Origin of the sequence: Sinorhizobium americanum (assembly GCF_001651855.1) — a bacterium.
GTDB lineage: Bacteria > Pseudomonadota > Alphaproteobacteria > Rhizobiales > Rhizobiaceae > Sinorhizobium > Sinorhizobium americanum.
The window spans coordinates 1-14739 of the sequence record NZ_LNQC01000076.1 but is presented as its reverse complement, the minus strand read 5'-3'; the positions used below and the strand labels follow the sequence as shown (position 1 = coordinate 14739).

Annotated in this window: 13 protein-coding genes and 1 pseudogene; 5 read left to right on the top strand and 9 right to left on the bottom strand. The window is 60.6% G+C overall.

Features of this window, described 5'->3' with window-relative positions; genetic code table 11:
• Window positions 1–169: 169 nt before the first annotated feature.
• The 7 genes from ATC00_RS24170 to ATC00_RS24140 form a co-directional block, all read right to left on the bottom strand.
• The coding region (locus tag ATC00_RS24170) for an aldehyde dehydrogenase family protein (protein ID WP_153045285.1) at window positions 170–725 on the bottom strand (556 nt) is incomplete at its 3' end.
• The gene (locus ATC00_RS24165; protein ID WP_064254689.1) at window positions 722–2452 is read right to left on the bottom strand and encodes an ABC transporter ATP-binding protein; all 1731 of its coding nucleotides are present in this window, start codon (window positions 2450–2452) and stop codon (window positions 722–724) included. The genes ATC00_RS24170 and ATC00_RS24165, both read right to left, overlap by 4 nt.
• Window positions 2449–3372: an ABC transporter permease gene (locus ATC00_RS24160; RefSeq protein WP_064254688.1), complete on the bottom strand. Its 924-nt coding sequence runs from the start codon at window positions 3370–3372 to the stop codon at window positions 2449–2451. Before ATC00_RS24160 ends, ATC00_RS24165 begins: the two co-directional genes overlap by 4 nt.
• A 3-nt stretch (window positions 3373–3375) precedes the next feature.
• Window positions 3376–4290, bottom strand: coding sequence for an ABC transporter permease (locus ATC00_RS24155; protein WP_064254687.1), 915 nt, complete (start codon window positions 4288–4290; stop codon window positions 3376–3378).
• A 78-nt stretch (window positions 4291–4368) separates the two neighbouring features.
• Entirely contained in the window at window positions 4369–5877 is a 1509-nt protein-coding gene (locus ATC00_RS24150) for an ABC transporter substrate-binding protein (protein WP_082912539.1), read from the bottom strand.
• A gap of 83 nt (window positions 5878–5960) precedes the next feature.
• Window positions 5961–6866 carry a 5-dehydro-4-deoxyglucarate dehydratase gene (gene kdgD / locus ATC00_RS24145; RefSeq protein ID WP_064254686.1) on the bottom strand — a complete coding sequence of 302 codons (906 nt, stop codon included), beginning with the start codon at window positions 6864–6866 and terminating at the stop codon, window positions 5961–5963.
• 65 nt (window positions 6867–6931) lie between these two features.
• Window positions 6932–7684 carry a FadR/GntR family transcriptional regulator gene (locus ATC00_RS24140; RefSeq protein ID WP_064254685.1) on the bottom strand — a complete coding sequence of 251 codons (753 nt, stop codon included), beginning with the start codon at window positions 7682–7684 and terminating at the stop codon, window positions 6932–6934.
• 1137 nt (window positions 7685–8821) lie between these two features.
• Here ATC00_RS24140 and ATC00_RS24130 point away from each other — a divergent pair.
• The 3 genes from ATC00_RS24130 (at window position 8822) to ATC00_RS24120 (ending at window position 12607) form a co-directional block, all read left to right on the top strand.
• A complete protein-coding gene (locus ATC00_RS24130) occupies window positions 8822–9811 on the top strand; it encodes an AraC family transcriptional regulator (protein WP_064254683.1) in 990 nt (329 codons plus the stop codon).
• A gap of 59 nt (window positions 9812–9870) precedes the next feature.
• Complete coding sequence (locus tag ATC00_RS24125) at window positions 9871–11079, top strand: MFS transporter (RefSeq protein ID WP_064254682.1); 1209 nt, start codon at window positions 9871–9873, stop codon at window positions 11077–11079.
• A 448-nt stretch (window positions 11080–11527) separates the two neighbouring features.
• Entirely contained in the window at window positions 11528–12607 is a 1080-nt protein-coding gene (locus ATC00_RS24120; RefSeq protein ID WP_064254681.1) for a nucleotidyltransferase family protein, read from the top strand.
• A gap of 154 nt (window positions 12608–12761) precedes the next feature.
• Here the strand turns inward: ATC00_RS24120 and ATC00_RS33775 are convergent.
• Window positions 12762–13164, bottom strand: a pseudogene (locus tag ATC00_RS33775) (Crp/Fnr family transcriptional regulator); the annotation flags it as partial.
• Window position 13165: 1 nt separating this feature from the next.
• Window positions 13166–13599 (bottom strand): Crp/Fnr family transcriptional regulator (locus tag ATC00_RS34155; RefSeq protein ID WP_153045283.1); only part of this gene is annotated, 434 nt, incomplete at its 3' end.
• 277 nt (window positions 13600–13876) lie between these two features.
• Here ATC00_RS34155 and ATC00_RS24105 point away from each other — a divergent pair.
• Both ATC00_RS24105 and ATC00_RS24100 read left to right on the top strand, forming a co-directional pair.
• Window positions 13877–14083: a hypothetical protein gene (locus tag ATC00_RS24105; protein WP_064254679.1), complete on the top strand. Its 207-nt coding sequence runs from the start codon at window positions 13877–13879 to the stop codon at window positions 14081–14083.
• Window positions 14084–14146: 63 nt separating this feature from the next.
• On the top strand, window positions 14147–14739 hold a 593-nt coding region (locus tag ATC00_RS24100), incomplete at its 3' end, for an alpha/beta hydrolase (protein WP_064254945.1).

The following is a 14739-nucleotide window of genomic DNA, read 5'->3' as shown; positions in this document are numbered from 1 at the left end:
GAGGATGGAGCAATTTCGATTCGTGCCCTACTTTACAAATCGCACACTAATGGCTTGCACATTGATGGCCTGCCCCTCGGCAAATGCTCCGAGGGCTTTTTTTGAGCTCTGAGGGTGAGCGCGACAACATCTGCTGGCCAGCGACTTGGGGACCTTCTTTCCGGAATCNTGTCGACGATCGCCCAGGAGCAGCCCGGGACGAGTTCGGCCGGCTTGAAGACGATGGTGTTGCCGTAGCAAAGCGCCGGGGCGATCTTCCACGCCGGAATGGCGATCGGGAAGTTCCACGGCGTGATGATGCCGACGACGCCGACCGCCTCGCGGGTGACCTCGACGCCGATGTTCGGGCGGACCGACGGCAGCGTCTCGCCGGCGAGGCGCAGGCATTCGCCGGCGAAGAAGTCGAAGATCTGGCCGGCACGCACCGTTTCGCCGATGCCCTCGGCGAGCGTCTTGCCTTCCTCGCGCGACAGCAGCCGGCCGAGCTCGTCCTTGCGGGCGAGGATTTCGTCGGCGGTCTTTCTCAAGATTGCGTGGCGTTCGAGAATGCCGGAGCGCGACCAGGCCGGAAACGCCGCCTTGGCCGCGGCAATCGCGGCTGAAGCATCGTCGGCGGTGGCACGGGCATATTCGCCGATGACGTCGTTGGTGTTCGACGGATTGACGTTGGCGACGCCGTCGCTGCCGACCCATTCGCCGGCAATGAGATTCTGATGAAGTGTCATCCTGCCACGCTCCCGTTTCTCGTCCGCTCAGGTCGAGGCGCGCCTGGCACTGCCGGCGGCGCTTCGGTCGACATGAGCCATTTCGGTTTCGGTACCGCCTTGAGCAGGCTCTGCGTGTACTCGTGTCGCGGCGCGCTGAACAATGCCGAGGTCGGACCCTCCTCGACGACCTTTCCTTGTTTCATCACCAGGATCCGATCGGCGAAATGGCGCACGATCGGCAGGTCATGGGTGATGAAGATATAGGATAGGCCGAGCCTCGTGCGAAGATCGGCAAGCAGATCGATCACCTGTGCCTGGATCGAGACATCGAGTGCGGAGACCGCCTCGTCGCAAACGATCAGTTCCGGCTGGCTCGCCAGCGCCCGGGCAATCGCGATACGCTGCCGCTGGCCGCCGGAGAACTGGTGCGGGTAGCGCTCGGCATGTTCCGGCCTCAGACCGACCAGATCCAGAAGCTCCGCCACACGGTCCTTCCACTTGCTCCTGGGCAGGAGATCGCGGTGGATCGCCCAAGGCTCCGAGATAATGGCGCGGACGTTCACGCGTGGGTTCATGGAGCCATAGGGATCCTGAAACACCATCTGGACCTTTCGTCGAAACGCAACGAGGCACTTCCCGCTCATCTCGAAGATGTTTTCGCCTGCATAGATCGCCTCGCCGAAGCTCGGATCGTTCAGCCGCAACAGAATGCGTGCAATGCTCGACTTACCTGAGCCAGACTCTCCGACGATGCCGAGCGTCTCGCCTTTCCGCACTTCGAAACTGACGTCGTCGACTGCCTTGAACGTGCGCTTGCCGGCGAAGGCGCCGGATGCAAGCACATATTCCTTCGTCAGGTGCTGCACCTTGAGAAGCGTCGCGCCTGTAAGGTCCGTCGACCGTCTGTGCGACGTTTCCGCCGCCTCGCCGTGCGGGAGTGCGGCGATGAGGCGTCGCGTGTAGGGGTGTTGCGGGTTGCTGAACACTTCCTGGGCGAGGCCGGATTCCACGATCTTTCCGCCATTCATGACGATGATTCGGTCGGCCATGGATGCGGCGACCTCGAGATCGTGGGTGATCATGACAAGCGCCATGCCGGTCTCGCTCTGGAGATCGCGCAAGAGATCGAGAATCTGCGCCTGGACGCTGACGTCGAGTGCCGTCGTCGGCTCGTCGGCAATCAGGATATCGGGCTTCAGCGCGATCGCCATGGCGATCATCACGCGCTGGCGCTGGCCTCCGGAGAACTGGTGCGGATAGAAATCCACCCGACTTTCTGGCTCGGGGATGCCGACCCGCCGAAGCAGTTCAATTGCGTTGGCACGTGCCTGCTTGCCATGTGCCGCGTCATGGCTCTCGAACACCTCCGCGATCTGTCGTCCAACGGTGTAAACCGGATTGAGATAGGCGAGCGGATCCTGAAAGATCATCGCGATCCGGCGACCGTTGATGTTTCGGCGGCCCTCCGCGTCCAGGCGCGACAGTTCGGTGCCGTCGAAGAGGCACGATCCGCCGACAATATCGCCCGGCGGGCAATCGACGAGGTCCATCACCGTGCTCGTGCTGACGCTTTTGCCCGAGCCGCTTTCGCCGAGGATGACGAGCGTCTCGCCCCGGTTGACATTGAAGGAGACATTGTCGACCGCGCGAACCGGCTCATCGTTCGAGAGGAAATCAACGGTGAGCCCTTCGATCTTCAGGATCGGCCCCTCGCCCTTGAGAATGGAATCGTGTTTGTTCTTCATCGGGCTGCCTTTCGCAAAGTCTGCAGACGCCAACGTTGCTGCGGATCGGCGACGGTCCGGGCCCAGTTCGAAAGGATGTTGAGGGACAGCGTCGTCAGCATGATCGCAAGACCCGGCCAGAAAGCGATCCACCAGGCGGTTGAGAGATAGCCGCGCCCGTTCGCCACCATTGCGCCCCAGGTAAAGTCGGGAGGCTGAATACCGAGGCCGAGGAAGCTCAGTGCCGATTCCGACAGAATGACCGTCGCGAAGTCGATCGCGGCGATCGTGATCAATGTCGGCAGGACAAGTGGCGCGATGTGCTTCAGAAGGATGCGGGCGGGTCCCGCCCCCATCGAGCGAGCCGCGCTGACAAACATGCGCTCGCGCAGTTCCAGCACCTCGGCCCGCGCGGTCCTCAGATAAATCGGCATGCGCGTGATGGCGAGAACGATAACGAGATTGGTGATGCTCGGACCCAGCGTATAGAGCACGATCAGTGCCAGAAGCAGCGACGGAAAGCTCATCACTACGTCTGCAAGGCGCAGGATCATATGGCTGTACCATCGTTCGGAGTAACCGGCGATGAGGCCGAGTGTCCCGCCGATAAGCATGGAAGAGAAAACCGCGGCCGCGGCGATTCCGAGCGTGCTCTGGGCTCCGACAATCAGACGCGCGAGAAGCGGTCGCCCCAGCGTGTCGGCGCCAAGAAAGTAGATCCATGAATGTTCGAGGGAGAACGGCGCAAGATTGCGCTGGCGCAGTCCCAGCCGAGACGCCGCGTCGCCGACGAGCCATGGTCCGAGGATCGCCGCCATTACGAAGAGCGCTAGGAAAATTGCCGCGGCCAGCGCCAGCCTGTCGCGCCGCAAATAGGCGAGCAGGACACGACTGGCGCCTGGGGCCGCCGCCGGCTTGATATCGGGAGATATGATTGTCATGGCTCAATACCGGATGCGCGGATCGAGGAACGCGTAGAGCAGATCGATCGCGATGTTCAGGATGAAGATGGCGGTCGCCGTTACCAGGATCGTCGATTGGACCACGGCAAAATCGCGCTGGATGATCGAGTCGATCATCAACTTGCCGATGCCCGGCCAACCGAAGATCGACTCGACCACGACCGCGCCGTTGACGAGGCTGGTGGCAAGATCGCCGGCGACCGTGACCACGGGCAAAAGCGAGTTGCGAAGCGCATGCCCGAAGATGATCGTTTGCCGGCGAAGCCCTTTGGCACGTGCGGTTTTGATGTAGGGCGAGGCAAGCGCGGAGAGCATGGTGCCGCGCACGACCTGCACGAGCAGCCCGAAGGGCCGCAGCATCAGCACGAAGATCGGCATGATCCAATGGGCCCAGCTGCCGGTGCCTGATGTCGGTAGGATCTCCAGGCCGACGGCAAAGACTAGGATACCGACGATCGCCACCCAGAAATCCGGAGCGCTAGCACCGGCAAGGGAAGCAATGCTGGCGATACGGTCGAAGAGGCTGCCGGGACGCGCGGCGGCGAGCGATCCGACGAGGATAGCGAGCGCCGTCGAAAGCGTGATCGCGACGAAGGCAAGTTTCAGCGTCTCCGGAAAAGCCTGGAGCGCCACCTCCATCGCCGAACGGTTCTGTCGCAGCGACTGGCCGAAATCGAGATGCAGCAAGTCCTTAAGATACTCTGCAAATTGCCAGGGGATCGGCTGGTCGAGGCCGTTCAGTCTTGCGAATGCGGCCCGCGCTTCCGCTGTCGCGTCGAGCGGCAGGTACAAGGCGGACGGGTCGCCGGTCAGCCGCGTCAGGAAGAAGACCAGCGTCAATAGGCCGATGACCGACAGGATGCTATGGGACGCACGGCGCCCTATGTAGCTGAACATTTCCGATGCCCTTCGAAGGTATCGCACGCAAGCAGATGGGATCGCAGGGTGGCGCCGGCCACCCTGCGATCCGGTCGATCAGTCCTTGAGATGAATCTTGGCCAGCGGGATTTCGCTGTTGGTCGTAATATCCGGCTTCCAGTCAAGCCTGGTGCCGACACGCGTGTAGCCGATCATGTGGAACATCGGGATGTCCGCTACCACCTCCTTGCGCGCCTCGTCGAAGATCGCCTTGAAGCTCTTCGTGCGGTCTTCGCCGGTGGCGGCGAGCGCTGCGTCGATCTCCTTGTCGAGGCCGGGATCGGAAAGAGTCGCGTAGTTGCCGCTCGAGCGGTAGAAGATCGGGATCGTGAAGGCCGCATCGCCCTTGTTGTTGTCGTGCATCATCTGCAGGAGGTTGGCTCCGCGCTCTTCCGGGAAGGGTTTTTGCAGGTATCTGAGCCAATCGGCGACGTCGAGCATGGTGAGCTTGACGTTCAGGCCCACGGCCTGCCACATCGTCATCATGGCTTCCATCGCCTCCGCACCGTTCGGATAGATGCCGTTGCGGCCGATGAGCTTGATCTCGGTATCGACGGCAACGCCGTCGGCAGCTGCCTCCTCGAGCAGCTTCTTCGCCTCTTCCGGATCGTAGGGCCACGCTTCGAGTGTGTCGTCGTGGCCGTTGATCCCCGGAACGACCATCTGCGACGCCCGCTTGACATCGTCGCCGAAGAGCTGGGCGAGGCCCTCCCAATCGATCGCCAGATTGAGCGCCTTACGGACGCGCGGGTCGTCAAGCGGCGGCTGGGCGGTGTCGATGCGGATCGCGGTCGTTTCCGAGTTCAGATAGGCGAAGTCGGTCTCCGGATTGCTTGCGTCCTGGATGGCGATCGACGGCGTCAGGTCCGCTTCGCCAGTGGCGACCATGGCGGCGCGGATCGAGGATTCGGGGCGCCAGACATAGGTCGCCTTGGTAAATTCCGGCTTCTGGCCCCAATAGCCGTCGAAGGCATCGAGCACGACGGTCTCAGGCGAGAAGGTCGAAAGCTTGAAGGGGCCGGTCCCGACCGGATCGTTGACGGCCTTGTCCTCCGGCGTCCTCGGTGAGACGACCATGACGACGCTCAAGAGCGTCGGCAGGATCGGTTGAGGTTTGTCCGACTTGATCTCGACGGTGAGATCGTCGACGGCGGTGACCTCCAGCTTCGCATCGCCGAACTTGGCGATGTTGCTGCAGGTGATCTTGCCGCCGAGCATCCGGTTGATCGAGAAGACGACCGCTTCCGCGTTTAAGTCCGAGCCGTCCTGGAATTTCACGCCGCCGCGCAGCTTGAGCCGCCAGGTTACCGGATCGACCTGCGTCCATTCGATCGCAAGCTTCGGTTGCGGCTGTCCGGACTTCGGGTCGATCACCGTCAATGGCTCGACCACGTTCTGACTGAGGATCTGCCCGACATTGGTGATGATCGTGCCGCAGGGCTCCAGATTTGCCGGCTGCTCAGGCAGGACGATGCGGATTTCTTGCCCCGCCTGCGCCATTGCCGACGATGCGGCGGCCGCCATCAGGACGGCGGACGCTATCGCAAGAACATTTGACCTCTTCATGTTTTCCTCCCTAGGTGTTTGCTTCTCGGCCACGTCGGGCGAGCATCCTCGTCCCATTCACCCACCGGCCGAACCTGCTGATTTTAAGCTGCGGCCTTCTCGATCAATTCTCGCAGCGTGTCTTTCTCCTCAGGCTTGAGGTCCGTCAGCGGCGGGCGCACCGGACCTGGCGTGCGCCCGATGAGGTCGACACCGGCCTTGATGATCGAAACCGGATAACCCTGCTCGCGATCGCGTAGCGCCGCGAAGGGGAAGAAGAAGCGGTGCAGGATCTCTTCCATAGTCGCCCGGTCGCTCGCCCGCATCGCATTGTAGAAGCGCTGCGCCAGTTTTGGCACGAAGTTGAAGACGGCAGAGGAATAGGTCGTGACACCGACACCGTTGAAGCCTTCGGCAAAAAGCTCATGCGTCGGCATGCCGCCGATATAGGTGAGCCGGTCGCCGAGCTTCGCTGTCACCTGACGGACGAGATCGACTTTTCCGGTGCCGTCCTTGAAGCCGATGAGGTTGGGGCAGGCTTCCGCGAGGCGCGCAACGGTCTCGGCATTGGCGACCGAATTGGCGCGGTTGTAGATGATGACGCCGAGGCCGGTGGATTCGCATACGGCCTTCACATGCCGGTAGATGCCCTCCTGCGACGCTTCCATCAGGTAATGCGGCAGAAGCAGGAGACCATCGGCGCCGGCGGCTTCGGCGTGGCGGGCGGTTTCCTTGGCGAGCACCGTCCCGTAGCCGCAGCCGGCGATGATCGGCACGTCGCCGGAAGCTTCCTTGGCAGCGCGCGTCACTTTGCCGACCTCCTCTGGCGAGAGGGAGAAAAATTCGCCGGTTCCTCCGGCGGCAAAAAGGGCGGCGGCCCCGAAGCCGGAAAGCCATGCGACGTGCTCGCGGTAGCTCTTGAGGTTGAGGCTGAAGTCGTCGTTGAAGTGCGTAACCGGGAACGACAGCAGACCCGAGCCGATACGCGACTTGATTGCATCTGGTGACAAAGGAATTCCTCCCACGAACTAATATGATGTCGCGGAGGAAGTCATATGATGACTTTAGAGATGAGTCAATCGCCTTTCTCGCGATCCACCGTCGAGCGACGGATCATTAACGAGCGATAGCGCTTGATCCCGGTGACGAGATGGCGGCGCATCGCCTCGCGCGCCTTATCCGGGTCACGAGCGATAATCGCTTCGGCGATTTCGCGATGTTCCTCGAGGATCGGCTGGTCGCGGCTGGGCAAGGGATCGACCCCGCCCATGACGGTCTTGAACTTCACCCGCGGGATCATCCGACGGCCGACATGTTCGAGGAAGGCCTTGAATCTCGCGTTGTTGGTCGCCGTGGCGATTGCCATGTGGAACTGGAAATCCGCCTCGTCGGTGGGTCGGCCTTCAGCGACGAGGTCGGCGAATCTGTCGACCTGCGCCTGGATTTCGGCTTCCTGCGCCGGCGAGCTGCGGGCCGCCGCGAGACCTGCGGCTTCCACCTCTATACCGATGCGGAGCTCGAGCTCCTCGATGATGTCGGAAATCTTGTCGGTCTCGTCCGTGAACAGCTTCAGCCCTTCATCGGCCGGCTTCGCACCTATCACGAACACCCCCGCCCCCTGCCGCGATTCCACCAGCCCATCGGCACGCAGCGCGGCGATCGCCTCCCTGATCACGGTACGGCTGAACCCGAAGCGATCAATGAGGGCCGGCTCGGTCGGCAGCTTGTCACCTGGCGCGTAGAAACCTGCTTCGATCTGCGCGCGCAGGGCTTCGGCGACCTGTGACGCGAATGATCTGCGCGACGTTGGACGTTCAGCCCGCTGCATGATTCCTCCAGATTTTCCGTTCTGGAGATAATGCATACTCCCAGTCGGCAGCAAAAGCGATAGCATCCTATGAATCCTCCATGCCTTCCTCAGCAATCGTACGATGATTTGATGTTCGGAAGCAGCGAAACGACTGCCCGCGCGCAGAAAAGGAGGGCAGCTATTGCAGCCACTGCAGGCGCAGCGGCAAGGCTTCTGCTTTTCGTTGAATTCTGAGCAGGGAGTTGCTGCTCTTGAACCTATACGGACCCGAGACCAGCGGAAGATGGCTTCATCGGTGCCCAAGGGTTTACTACTACGATTACTCCTGCGGCTTCGAAGGGGCTGGTGTTCCGTAGCTATGATAAATCCCTTGGAGGCGGCAATGGCGGCAATATATCCGTCGGGCGTCGCCCCTTCCCAGCCGCTCGCGCCGCCACCGCTAGGGCGGTAGTGCGCGCCGATGTCGAAAGGCAACACGCGATGGCCAAACAGTTGGAGCACGCCGTCGAGCGTTTCGGTCAGAGCCATCTTGCGCCGCCCATCAGGCGCACCGATACCAAACAACAGTTCGGCCCGCGTCACACTGGACAGATACAGCGTTTCAGCGACCTGCTTGTCAACCATGAGCGCACGGCCGGATTGGGTTCTGGTTTCATCGCCTCGGAGACGACATTAGTATCCTGCTCGCCTTGTTGGGATCGAACCGACGGCGGCGGGAGACGGGATTTCAACGACAGCAGGCGCCACCGCGTTGATGCGGATGTTGTTGCGGAGAGCAAGACCGATCGCGATGGACGCCGGTTTGCGGTCGAATAGGGCGTTGGAAATGGCATTCAAAGGTTGGCATGCAGAACTGGTATGGAGCTTGCGCTGATTTACCCGGCCGACCTCGATTAACAGTCGGCGGAGCGAAGGGTGCGCTCCAGAGCGATCGCCCGTTCGCAGCCGGTTTTCGGCTCAAGGAGAACCCAAAAGCGAAGGTAGAGCGCGTACCCCGAAATCCCGTATGGCAGATGCGCACTTCCGAGCCGATGATAGGCGATTACCTTGGTCGGGGCCGCTGGGTGCAGAGCGCGAAGCGGTCGCCCGCCAATGCCGATTGTATTAAACCACGGCCACCTTGCAGTCCGGACGGACGGCATCTAAATTGGGTAAATGCTTGACCGTTCGTCCCGATCCTCTTCGCCGCGAAATATTCCAATGGATGCGCTAAGCGAAGTCCTACGAGACTTTCGCTTGAGTGGCGTCAACTATGGCCGCTGCGAGCTCCGACATCCATGGAGCATTGCCTTTCCGCAACAATCGTCGCTTCGTTTTCACTTCGTCAGCCGGGAGCCGTGCTGGATCCATACGGAAACGCATGGTTGGCAGGAGTTGCACGATGGTGACCTGGTGCTGCTGCCGCAAGGCATCGCCCACCGGCTGGCCAGCGCGCCCGGTGTTGTCGACGACTCGCTCCAGAGTTGCCAAGTGACCAAGTTGGGTAGCAACGTCTGCGAAGTGGTGCGGGAGGGAACGGGTGAGACCAGCACCCTTTTCTGCGGCTCCATGGCCTTGGGCGCCGGTGCGCTTAATCCCTTGATCGCTTTGATGCCGTCAATCATTAAGGGCTGCGATGTGGCCGGCAATGACCCGATTGTTGGTCCCCTGCTAGCGGCTATGACGGCAGAGTCCGCACAGCCGCAGATGGGCAGCGCAACCGTTTTATCGCGTATGGCGGACCTGCTCGTCGCGCGGCTCATCCGCTGCTGGGTCAATTGCAGCGGAGCCTCAACCACCGGCTGGCTCGCCGCCATCCGCGATCCGCATATCGGTCGCGTCCTGGTCGCCATGCACGGCGACCCCGGCCATAACTGGACCCTCGAAAGCCTCGCCGGCGTGGCAGGTCAATCGCGCTCGATCTTCGCCGAGCGCTTCAGCGCTATTCTAGGGGAAGGTGCAGCACGTTATCTCGCTCGTCTTCGAATGCAGCTAGCCCGCGAACTATTGGAGCAAAGCGGCATGTCAGTTGCTGAGGTCGCAACCCGTTTAGGCTATGAATCCGAGGCATCCTTCGCTCGGGCGTTCAAGCGCATCACCAACGTCTCGCCGGGCGTTGTGCGTCGCAGCATTTCCGGACGAACGGACATGGATTTCGGATTCTAAGCTACATATCATCCTGCAAGACTGGTCTAAGAAGATCTCCACACCTTGGAGATGCTTCAATGACGGACACAACATCACAGTTTGACAGCGCGCTGATAGACATTGATGCCGCTGAGCCGGCCGCCTGGAGCGCGACCACCTGGTTCGCGGTCCTTTCGATGGCGGCTACCAGCTTTGCCCTTGTGTCGGCCGAATTCCTGCCGGCAGGTCTGCTGACGCCAATGGCAAGCGATCTCGGCATTAGTGAGGGAACGGCCGGACAGGTCGTCACCGCCACCGCTTCCGTTGGCGCGGTGACGGCCCTGTTGAGCAATGTTCTCATCGGCAGATTAAACCGCAAGACGGTTCTGGTCAGTCTCAGTGCCTTGGCGATCGGCTCCAATATTCTTGCGGCGCTGGCGACCGATTTCTGGATATTGCTGTTGGGCCGCGCCGGGTTGGGCATCGCGCTAAGCGGTTTCTGGGCCCTTTCAGTTGCCGTCGTGGCGAGGCTGGTCGGCGCCAATGCGACGGGTCGGGGCATGGCGGTCGTCACCCTCGGCGTCTCGCTCGCCACCATTGCCGCGCCCTCGATGGGCGCGTTGATCAGCGACTTGCTGGGCTGGCGCAGCGCCATGGCCATGACAGCGGCGCTTGCCGCGCTAGCCATGCTATTGCAGGTTCTTAGCCTGCCGACGCTGCCTGCGAACACAAGCAACAGCGTTGCCGATGTCTTCCGGCTGACACGGCGGCGTGGCGTTCAATTGGGAATGCTTGCGATCCTTTTGCTGATGACGGGGCATTTTGCCGGCTCGGTCTATGTGCGCCCCTTCCTCGAACAAGTGACGCTCCTTGAAACCTGGCCGATTGCCCTCGCGCTGCTCGGGTTTGGCATTGCCTCTGTGATCGGCAATATTGCCGGTGGCCGAATGGCTGACGCTGATATCCGCGTTGCGCTCATGGTCACCGCAGCGTTGATGGCGTTTGCCACCCACGCTTTGGTGCTTTGGGGCGCGCATATCGTCGTCGCCTTCGGCTTCGCTATGCTTTGGGGCTTCGCTTTTGGCATGGCGCCGGTGGTGCTGCCTACCAATCTGTCCCGTGGGGCACCCGACGCGCTTGAAGCGGTGGGCAGTCTGATGGTCGTCTCTTTCCAAGTCGCCATCAGTATCGGCGCGGTGTTCGGCGGCTACGTCGTGGACAACTATGGCGCCACTGGACCCTTGACTCTTACCTCCGTCCTTGCCGCATCGACGGTCGCACTGGCGCTGCTCCAGCCCCGCGACTAATATTGTACTGGCGGCATAACCAGGCGCATCCCTGGCCTTGAGATGCTTGCGGATGCGGCGAAAGTTCGGCGCATCCGCAAGGTGTTCCGAAATCGCATCGAGCGCGTGGGCGGTTCCTCAATCCCGGCTCGACCTCGGAGTATGACAGTTGAGGGTTGGACTTGAGCCAATCTCCGTCCGCAGTGCGCCCAAACGTGGTCATGCCATAGCGACTCGACCCAGATATGCTCCCGGATCCTGACCGACCGCCTTGGAGAGATTCGAACCTTACGACCTTTAATCATCGCTGCGTTGGCCTGCGGGTTTTGCACTTGGCGAGCAGGCGCTATTAGGCGCGACACCTCGGCGATTATACCAGATTTGCGATTATAATATAATGGCGTTGACCTCGGCTCCGGTCGCGTTATACTAAATCGCAAATTTCAGTATAATCCTTGGGAAGCTCATCCTGAAACCCATCGACATGATGTATCAGGCGATGCTCGCTGAGGTCGGTCAGCGAGCCATGGATGACGCTTGGACGCTGGACTTTCCGCCGAGAGGTCGCTTTGTGAAGGTCAAAGTCAAGGACCGCGACTATTGGTATTTCGATCAGCCAGATGGCGAAGGCGGTCAAAGGCGAAAATATGTCGGCCCCGTAGAAGATCCTGAGATCAAGAAACGCGTCGAGGACTTCTCAACCATCAAAACCGACTTCAGGACACGGCGACGTCTGGTTTCCAGCCTGACGCGGGACGGCGGCTTGCTAGCGGCCGACCGAAACTCCGGCGTGATCGTCGAAGCTTTGGCCGCTGCAGGCCTCTTTCGGCTTCGCGCTGTGCTTGTAGGCACCCTCGCCTTCCGAACATATTCGGGCCTTCTGGGTGTCCGCCTTCCCTCTACCGCTATCATGACCGGAGATGCCGATTTCGCACAGGATTATGCGATTTCGGCCGGCGTCATGGACAGCCTGCCGCCGATCCTCGAACTGCTGCAATCCATTGATCCGACCTTCCGTGCCGTGCCGTCTTTGGCGGGGGCCGAGACGACCGCATTCATCAATGGCGAAGGCTATCGCGTCGAATTTTTGACTGCCAATCGTGGCAAGGACGAGTATCTCGACAAGCCTGCCGAGATGCCTGCCCTTGGTGAAGCTAGCGCACAACCGCTTAGGTTTATGGATTTCCTTATCCGCGAACCTGTCAGAACGGTGCTCCTGTACGGATCCGGGGTTTCGGTATTGGTCCCCGATCCAGCTCGCTTTGCTGTTCACAAGCTCATCGTCGCGTCCCGACGTCATGCGACTAGTGCACTCAAGCGCGACAAGGACGTGATGCAGGCCGGGATTCTTGTCGAGGCTCTGCTGCAGACCAGACGATCTTCCGACCTCGCCATGGTCTATATAGAAGCATGGGAACGTGGCCCTCAATGGCAGGAAGGCATCAAGCTCGGAGCCGCGATGTTGCCCAACGAGCGTAAGGACCAGCTCCGGGAATGTCTTGAGACCGGAAGCAAGGAAATAGGAGAAAAAGCGGCCTTGCCATTCTGAGGGAGCAATAGGCCTGGGCTGGGTTGGATCGACCGTGAACTGGAAAGGAGCATAATCGTGTCGGATCGGTTACAAAACCGCACACTGATGGCTTGCACATTGATGGCCTGCCCCTCGGCAGATGTTGGCCCGACTTGGAAACTTCTTTCCGGACTTAGAAAAGCCCTGTCATAAGCCGCTGGTATTCCGCTTCCGGCTTACCATAGGCGTCCCGGGCGAACTCCTCGAGGGCCTGTCTGTTCCGGATGATGATGTTGCCCCTGACTGAGCGAATGAAGCCGTTTCCTTCCAAAACATGCAGCGCCGTGGTGACGCTTGGACGACGAACGGCGAGCATCAGCGAAATGAATTCATGCGTCAGAGGAATTTCGTCGCCTGATACACGGTCATGACACATCAGCAGCCATCTCGCCAATCTCTCGTCCACCCCGTGCACGGCGTTCGAAATGGCAGTGTAGGTAAGCTGAATCGAGAAGGCCTCGATGCATCGGATCATGACCTTGGCGAAGTTCCGATTATGATCCATCCACTTCCGGAATGCGGTGAACTCCATCCGGNGCGTTCGAAATGGCAGTGTAGGTAAGCTGAATCGAGAAGGCCTCGATGCATCGGATCATGACCTTGGCGAAGTTCCGATTATCATCCATCCACTTCCGGAATGCGGTGAACTCCATCCGATAAGCATCTCCCTCGATCTGCATGATGACGTCGTGGACGCTGAGCTCAACACCCATCGCCGCAGAGGTCGGAATGTAACCTTCACGCCCGAAGATGCCCGCCTCTGCTCTGTTGCCTTCCGGCGTGGAGGCGACCAGCGAACCGATGCCGGATGTGAGATAGTAGACATGCTCGATGGGATCGCCGGCCGTTGCCAGCAACGCCCCTCTCGCCACATTGACAGAGTCGAGATCGGGCGCGATCTGGCGATAGTCGGGCTCCGGCAGCAGGGTCAACAACTGATTGTCTATTGAAGCTTGGGAAGGAACTGCCATAGCCGTTCCCCTAGGAGCCGGAGCACCGCGGCGCCTCGCCGCCAACTCCCCTACGACCGAAACGGATCGCACATTAGCATGGCGGCTGCCGGTCGCCAATCTGCACCCCGTGTAATCGAATAGCAGAGTCACCGTCGGCCGCGTGAGACTCGCCTCCTCTTTCGTACGGTTCCGGACCCTTGATCCGCTAGGCGCTCTAATGACTCGCCATATTGGTGAAGTGGCGTAGACTTTGCGCCGACACCGACCGGCGTTACCCGGCACAGAGGAAAAGCTGATGAAATCCGAGCGAGTTTGGAGCTTCGACCCAATCGGGCCTGACGAGCTCAAGATGATCGAGAAAATTTTCCGAAGCGAACTGCAATTGCGGGCTCTACCGCTGAAGTCGGAAGAAGCACAAGTCCTTGCTGCGAAGCTGATCGAAGCCTATCAGTCCGGGATCCGCGACAACACAGATCTAGCCGCCGCAGCGAAGCGGTGTTGAGGGGCCCTGCATGCCGATCACTCTGGCGCTGAGGCACTCGGTTAGGCGTCGGTGGATGATGTTGTGAGCACCGCGAAACTCCTGCTGATGTGCTTGACTGTGGCGACTATCGCCTATGTGTCCCTCCTCGGCGTGACCTACCTCTCCCAGAGAGCCCTCCTCTATCCCGGTGCGCGGCAGGCGCCTGGGCACGCAAGCTGGGGCGAGAGTGTCTATATCAGGACGCCCGATGGAGAGACGCTCTTTGGACTCTACAGCCGGGGCAAACCCCGCAAGCCGGCCGTGCTGTTCTTTCTTGGTAACGCTGACCGGATCGACAATTATAGCTTTCTCGCTCAAGCGCTGGCCTCACGGGGGATCGGCCTGCTGGCAATTTCCTATCGCGGCTATCCCGGGTCGACGGGGACACCGAGCGAGGTCGGGCTACTCACCGACGGCGTTGCCGCGTTCGACTGGCTTGCTGGAGAATCTGAAAGCCAGATCATTCTTCTAGGCCAATCGCTGGGAAGCGGCGTCGCGGTCGAGACTGCGCGGCGAAGACCGGCTATTGCCGTCGTTCTCGTTTCTGGCTACCTGTCGGTGCTGTCGCTCGCTCAGACGATTTACCCCTACTTTCCGGTTGCACTCCTTATCAAGGATCCGTTCCGCTCCGATCT

What these genes read in the sequence shown, in the direction of transcription:
- ATC00_RS24150 (WP_082912539.1), bottom strand. Translation starts at nt 5,877, where the DNA reads ATGAAGAGGTCAAATGTTCTTGCGATAGCGTCCGCCGTCCTGATGGCG.
- ATC00_RS24140 (WP_064254685.1), bottom strand. Translation starts at nt 7,684, where the DNA reads ATGCAGCGGGCTGAACGTCCAACGTCGCGCAGATCATTCGCGTCACAG.
- ATC00_RS24105 (WP_064254679.1), top strand. Translation starts at nt 13,877, where the DNA reads ATGAAATCCGAGCGAGTTTGGAGCTTCGACCCAATCGGGCCTGACGAG.
- ATC00_RS24160 (WP_064254688.1), bottom strand. Translation starts at nt 3,372, where the DNA reads ATGACAATCATATCTCCCGATATCAAGCCGGCGGCGGCCCCAGGCGCC.
- ATC00_RS24125 (WP_064254682.1), top strand. Translation starts at nt 9,871, where the DNA reads ATGACGGACACAACATCACAGTTTGACAGCGCGCTGATAGACATTGAT.
- ATC00_RS24165 (WP_064254689.1), bottom strand. Translation starts at nt 2,452, where the DNA reads ATGAAGAACAAACACGATTCCATTCTCAAGGGCGAGGGGCCGATCCTG.
- ATC00_RS24155 (WP_064254687.1), bottom strand. Translation starts at nt 4,290, where the DNA reads ATGTTCAGCTACATAGGGCGCCGTGCGTCCCATAGCATCCTGTCGGTC.
- ATC00_RS24130 (WP_064254683.1), top strand. Translation starts at nt 8,822, where the DNA reads ATGCTTGACCGTTCGTCCCGATCCTCTTCGCCGCGAAATATTCCAATG.